This is a genomic window from Candidatus Korarchaeota archaeon NZ13-K, from assembly GCA_003344655.1.
GTDB lineage: Archaea > Korarchaeota > Korarchaeia > Korarchaeales > Korarchaeaceae > Korarchaeum.
This window is the reverse complement of sequence record MAIU01000067.1, coordinates 1-6,103: the sequence shown is the minus strand read 5'-3', so window position 1 is coordinate 6,103 and position 6,103 is coordinate 1. Positions and strand designations below refer to the sequence as shown.

Annotated in this window: 7 protein-coding genes; 1 reads left to right on the top strand and 6 read right to left on the bottom strand. The window is 57.2% G+C overall.

Features of this window, described 5'->3' with window-relative positions; all coding sequences use genetic code 11:
* From BA066_06285 to BA066_06265, 5 genes are all read right to left on the bottom strand, one after another.
* On the bottom strand, positions 1-686 hold a 686-nt coding region (locus BA066_06285), incomplete at its 3' end, for a hypothetical protein (protein RDD53088.1).
* A gap of 556 nt (positions 687-1,242) precedes the next feature.
* Entirely contained in the window at positions 1,243-1,749 is a 507-nt protein-coding gene (locus BA066_06280; protein ID RDD53087.1) for a GNAT family N-acetyltransferase, read from the bottom strand.
* A complete protein-coding gene (locus BA066_06275) occupies positions 1,713-3,152 on the bottom strand; it encodes a hypothetical protein (protein ID RDD53091.1) in 1,440 nt (479 codons plus the stop codon). Before BA066_06275 ends, BA066_06280 begins: the two co-directional genes overlap by 37 nt.
* On the bottom strand, positions 3,136-4,119 hold the full coding sequence (locus BA066_06270) for a DUF1611 domain-containing protein (GenBank protein ID RDD53090.1): 984 nt from the start codon (positions 4,117-4,119) through the stop codon (positions 3,136-3,138). Before BA066_06270 ends, BA066_06275 begins: the two co-directional genes overlap by 17 nt.
* A 73-nt stretch (positions 4,120-4,192) precedes the next feature.
* Positions 4,193-5,158 (bottom strand): pyridoxal-phosphate dependent enzyme, encoded by a 966-nt coding sequence (locus tag BA066_06265; GenBank protein ID RDD53086.1) that lies wholly within the window; start codon positions 5,156-5,158, stop codon positions 4,193-4,195.
* Between the two features lie 145 nt (positions 5,159-5,303).
* Here BA066_06265 and BA066_06260 point away from each other — a divergent pair, with 145 nt between their 5' ends.
* On the top strand, positions 5,304-6,023 hold the full coding sequence (locus BA066_06260) for a hypothetical protein (protein ID RDD53085.1): 720 nt from the start codon (positions 5,304-5,306) through the stop codon (positions 6,021-6,023).
* Between the two features lie 4 nt (positions 6,024-6,027).
* Here BA066_06260 and BA066_06255 read toward each other — a convergent pair.
* The coding region (locus BA066_06255; GenBank protein RDD53089.1) for a pyruvate dehydrogenase at positions 6,028-6,103 on the bottom strand (76 nt) is incomplete at its 5' end.

The window sequence follows — 6,103 nt, the reverse complement described above, 5'->3', positions numbered from 1 at the left end:
GGATCCGCCAGTCCGAAGTAGTCGAAGCCCGCCGCCACGGGCTCACCGGTCACCATTCTGAGGAATGATAGGAACGTTGAGAGCCTCCGGAGACCCTGTGGGGTGGTTCTGCGGGCGATCTCATCCAAGTTCAGCCACTCCAAGTTGTTGTAGATGTACTGCTCGACCGGATAATCTGGATCATGAGCCAGGAGATCGGCCAGGCTCTGTTCGGGAAGACCCCTGGGGACCCTCAAGTCCCAGTCGTACCTCCAGATCCTGCCCCTCATGCTCGTGTAGATCAACCTGCAGCCCTTGGGAGGATCCACCCTCCCTTTCAGTAGCTTATCAACGATTATGGTTGTTCTTCCGGGAAAGCCAAGCCATTCAATGCTCGGGGGCTCAGCTATATAGTAGTAGACCTCTGGAACAGTCCTTGTCCAGTGCCCATGCAAACCCAGATCCTCGGAGGTCTCCAGCACATAGTCCGCCAGAGCCCTAGCACCGCTGGTGTCACGGAGGGCCCACCTGCCACGACCCACCTCCATCGCGATCCCATCGTTCTCCAGCTCCCTCAGGAACTTGTATACCAGGCCGGAGTTCAGGTTGAAGACCCTTATAATGCGAGCAGCAGGCGCATCTAGGTTCAGCCTCCAGGCCTTCGCCAGCTCCAGCAGCACCGCCCATCGGAGCCTAGACATCCTCAAAAACCGCCACCGATCAGTGAGGATGGGGATCCGTATAAAAACATTATAGGCAGCAACTGCCTATAAATGGAGATGGGCACCCGCGGACCCTGAGCGATTCGATCCGACGGGTCATTGAGATTCGCCCAAGGCATCGGCTAATTTGAGGGGATTGGGAATCGTATGGGGCTGGTATCATCTTAAGCGGACTCAAAAAATGTTCCGAAGGATGGAGTTTCCTGAGGCCCCTACCCTGTGCGAGTCAGATGCGGTGGCGAGGGGATCAGATGGCTCACCGTATTGCTGATGCGAGGGGGCCCGTAACTCACCGCAGCCCCCGCGTCGCTTGGAGGTGGGGCTTCCACCTCATCCCCCACACGGGGCTCGCGCACTCTCACTAACGAGTTTATGGAGCGGTTCCCGGAGGATCGGGAGCTCATCCCTCAGAGCACTGGAGATGCTCTTTCTACGATCTCTGGACTCTCGCAGCTAATCGCTCGCTGCATTCAAGGTGCCGATCTAACCCTGAGTTAGCTCGGCTTGAGAGCTGATCTCATCGATCGCTTGAAGGTCCGCGCTAGATCAACCTCCTTCCAAGCACTAGCCTCCTAACCCTGTACCCCCTCCTCAGGTACCACCTCAGGGCCTCTAAGTTCGATGCCTCGACCGAGAGGAGGATCTCCCTCACACCCCATTCCCTGCAGGTCTCCTCCGCCAGCCGGAGCAACATGGCGCCTATTCCCCTTCCCCTGTACCCCTCCTTGACCTCCAAGTCGTAAACGTAACCCACGGGAACGTATTGCACGGTATCAAGCCTCATCCCGACCCAGACGACGCCCACAATCTCGCCACCAATGTATGCGGCAACTATCCTGTTCCTCATGTTGGACCCGTAAAGAGAGTGTATGAGCTCCCTGTGAACCCTGAGGTATCCCTCATACCCAAGATCCTTCCTCTCCTCATCGCTGAGGAACTCCCAGCTTATTGGAGCATCGAAGTTTATGTAAACATCCAGCTCCTCCGGACCCAGGTCCCTGAAGGAAACGCTCAGATCCCCAGCTCCTCCCTCCCCACCCTCTCCCATCTTCCATCCCTCAGGATCGAGTAGCCTTTCACGTACCGCTCCACTACATCGAAGACCCTGGCCCTTATCTCGGGATGAGGTATGTGATCCGGCCTCGCGGTCACCTCGTTGAACCTAACGGTCTCCACTTCAGGGTGTGGGACCGCCCTGGGGAGCTTTACTTTGAGCCTCTCGCTTATCAGGTGAAGGGAGTGCTCCAGCTCGTCCTCATCGAGCCTGTAACTCCCGCTCTCAACGTGAGCAATCACGTCACCCAGATCGTCATCGTAACCTATGATCCTGGGATCTATCCCGTTCGCCAGCAGGAAGATCTTTATTCCGATGCACTTGTTACAGCTCCGGCAGGGCACAAGCTCCCCCCCGACGTACCTTGGGGAGTGACAGCTCATCTGCAGCCTCATCACATCCGGATACCTCCTGTGCAGTATCCTCTGGGCTATCAGCCCTGATATCGATCTTATAGGGGACCACTGTCTCACCCCAAGCCCCCTCATCCTGAACCAGCTGGTCATGTAGTCCTCGAAGTCCTGGGACTGGTCGTAGATGGCTTTGTAGTGCTTTATCCCGTTGAAGTAGGAGGGGACGGAGAAGGGGTCATCGTACTCGTTGCCGAAGATCACGTTCCCCACCCCCCGCTTCATCATGATCGGCAGGAAGGAGAAGGCGTAGTGCTCGAACCAGAAAAGCCTTATTGGATATATCTCCTTGGTCTTCCTGTCGAATCCCTTGACCAGGATTCTCATGTTCGACTCTATGAACTTGAAGAGCCTGTCTATGTTGCTCCAGACCCTGCTGGTCCTGGGCTCACTCTCCCTGAAGTGCCTGAAGGCCTTGAGGGAGACGTGCCAGTGCCTCCCGCTCTCGTTGAGGAAGAACGGGTGGGTCTCGCAGCCCACCTCCCTTAGGAGGGAGTAGGAGAGCAGGCTGTCCTTACCCCCTGACACCATGACCCCGCAGCTCAACTCCCCATCGACAGCATCCAGCTCGGTGGAGTCAGTCGTCCTCGCTACGATCTCCGCCCTGGGTTCGGCGTCCTCCGGCCTCACATCCTCCGGGTTCGGTATGAACTCATCCCTCACCAGTCCGGTCCTCCTGACTATCCTGTTGACGAAGATGTCCCTGGCAGTTACCTCGCTCATGTCCCTGAAGAACCTCAGGTCCAGCTCATGTATCGGGAAATCTATCACGATCTCGTCCGAGAACAGTGTGTAGTTTATGGCTGGAACTATGCTTATGAGGGCAGCTATCTCCCTTATTCCCCTAACGTCGCTTATCCTCTCCTCGTACGCCTCGATGAGCCTGTACCCCCTGGTGACCCCGTCCACGGTGAGCTCGTAGCTTGCGGATATCCCCCTCTCCCCCACCCTAAGGTCGGTAACCCTTATCCTATCGAAGCACCTCAGCTCCAACCCTTATCTCCCCGGCTAGGAGGTCAACTATCTTTCCAACCCCGTGTAGGACAGGAGCACAGGCAGGTATGCCGTAATTCCTCTCCACATGCTCTACGTACTCCTCCACCTCCTCCGGGCTCATCCCCTCGGTGTTTATCGTTATGGCTGCTGGCCTCCTGTCGGTCATTAGCTCTATCAGGCGGATGTACTTCTCCAGCGGGGGCATGGGGAACTCGGGGAAGTCCTCCAAGTGCTTCCTCTTGGGGGCGTGCTGCAGCACGACAGCCTGTGGGGAGAGCAGGTTCACTATCTCGAAGCTGCCGGGGAATGCGGGGTGGAGCATTGCCCCCTGTCCCGGGACTATTATGACGTCAGGCCTCTCCTCAACGTAGGCCCTCCAGACCTCGTGCTCGAGGCCCCCGGTTATGAAGTCGTTTATCATCGCGTCCAGGACTATCCCGTACTTGGCCCCCTGCATCCAGGCCGTCTGCCCCGTGCCTATGAAAGCAGCCCTTATCCCCCTCTCGTTGAACTCATCAGCCAGCATCCATGCCGTGGTCCTCTTCCCTATGCAGGCGTCCGTCCCGAGCACGACTATCCTGTAGGAGCTCACCTCCCTTATCTTCCCGCTGTAGAAGATCCTCATCCCCTGATAGATCTTCCTCACATCTACTATCTCAACTCCCCTCTCCCTGGAGATCCTCGAGAACTCAGGATCATCGCTCAGGAACTCGTGGAGCCCGGACACTATGCTCAGCCCCCTCTCCATGGCCTCCCTCACTATGCCCCTGTACTCCGGCGGGAGCCTCCCCCCTGCCACGGCAACGCCAACTATAAGCACGCTCACGCTGGGATTCTCCCTAAGGGCTTCCTCCAGGCTCCCGTATATCATTATACCCCTCCTCCTTCCATCGAGGAGCTCGCCGGCATCCCTCCCGGCGTGCTTGCTGTCTATGACCCCCACTATCCTGTACCTCATGGACTTCCTGACGAGACCGTGCGCCGTCTTAGCGTCAGACGTGTCGTACCTCCCCTCGGCAAGTATGAGGGCGTCAACCATGCCTCCTCTCCCCCGTGACCACCGCAACGGCCACCTCGAAGCCCCCGAACTCGCTGGCGTACCTCTCGATGGCCCCCAGGGAGGAGGCTGATGCCGGAAGCGGATCTATTCCCTCCTTCCTGAGCCTCTCAGCCAATTCCAGGAGTTCATCATCTGAGAACTCGAATATATGGCCATTGCTCGCCCTCAGGGCCTCCAGGGCGAGCTCCCCATCGAAGCACCTCAGGGAGACCAGGGGCTCGTTGTGCTCCGTCTCCCTCACCTCAGCCTCATCCATGATTACGAGCTCCGGGGAGCCCCTCCTGAATGTCTCTGCTATCTGGTTGCCGTAAGCCGTGGTAGCCCCCAGGATGACCGGGATCCTCCTAGAGAGGCCCATCCTGACCATCTCGGCGAAGCCCTCGTATATGCCGGCCATCGTGGTTCCGTTCCCCACAGGGACCGAAACGAGATCCGGAACGAATCCCAGGTCTCTGACTATCTCATACGCTATGCTCTTGAAGGAATCCACAGCCACCCTCCCGTTGATCCCCCCGGGGTTCGAATCGTAGTAGCCGTACCTCATCGCATCTATCACGCTCCTCTCCACGGCATCCTCATACTTTCCGTCAACGAAGATCACCCTTGCCCCATATCTCCTCATCTCCCACACCCTTCCGTTGCTGTAGCCCGAGGGGACGTATATCACTGCCCTTAGACCGTGGAGATTGGCGAAGTAAGCCAGGGATGCCCCGAAGTTCCCGCAGGTCCCGACGGTCACGGTATCGTACCCCTGCTCTATGGCTCTCCTCACATGCGCCAGGGCTGCCCTGTCCTTCTGGGTTCCAGTTGGGTTGTCCCCCTCCCACTTGATGTACGTTTCCCCGCATCTGCCATCAATCCGGAGCCTTCTTGCTCTAAAAAACGTCCCTGGGAACTTGAAGTCCTCAGGCAGGGTTATCTGGTGAAGCATCTCCATGACTCAACTGAGGGCGTTCGAGACCCCTTGCTATAAAGCTTTTCTATACGATTTTGATGCTAAGGGGGTGGCGTCACGGGGCCCGGCGGAGTTGAATTTAAATCCAAGTGCGCTACCGCCGCAGGGAGAAGGGTGCCCCTGCGTCATGAGGAACGGGAGGCTGGAGTCACCTTACGTCTCCGTCAGACTCCTGAGCTCACTCAAGGGGTTTTTCACGTTGAAGGAGCTCGAATCAAAGCTCGGCATACCCTATCAGGTCATATGGCGTTACATAAGCCTGAAGAACACGCCTGAGAAGACCACGGCGAGGAAGATAATAGAGAGGATAGAGAGTCTCAACCTGATAGAGGAGGCCCTCAGGAGGAACCTCAGGTTGAACGAGCACAATTACATAGAATCTTGGAGGTTCATGAACAACTACAAGTTCCTGGATCTCATGGGGTACGTTATATCCAGCTTCGTGGGCGGCGAGGACGTGACCCTCCTCCTAGCCCACCCCCAGACATCCCTCCCCCTCGCCCTGATAGCGAGCGACTGGATAGATGCGAGGGCCCTCAGCTGCCTCGAGAGCGCGGATCTATCCATAGGTCCCTACCTCAGGGGCTCCTACCTGTCCATGGAGAGGGGTAGGGTCGTGGAGCTCTACCTACCGGCTCAGGGGGTGAGACAGAACGACAAGGTGCTCCTGGTGAAGGACGTGGTCAAAGATCTGGCATCGCTGGACGCGATAATGGAGCTCATGAGCGCCTCGGGGGCCAGGCTCTGGGGAGTGTTCTCCATAATCTCGATATCCGACGAATGGGAGAGAAAACTTGATAGGGAAGGGGTACAAAAAAGAATGGCTTTTTACAGAATGACCAGATAGTCTTTCAGAACTCCTCCTCTTCCTCCCACTCTTCCTCCTCTTCCCACTCCTCTTCCTCCTCCCACTCTTCCTCCTCTTCC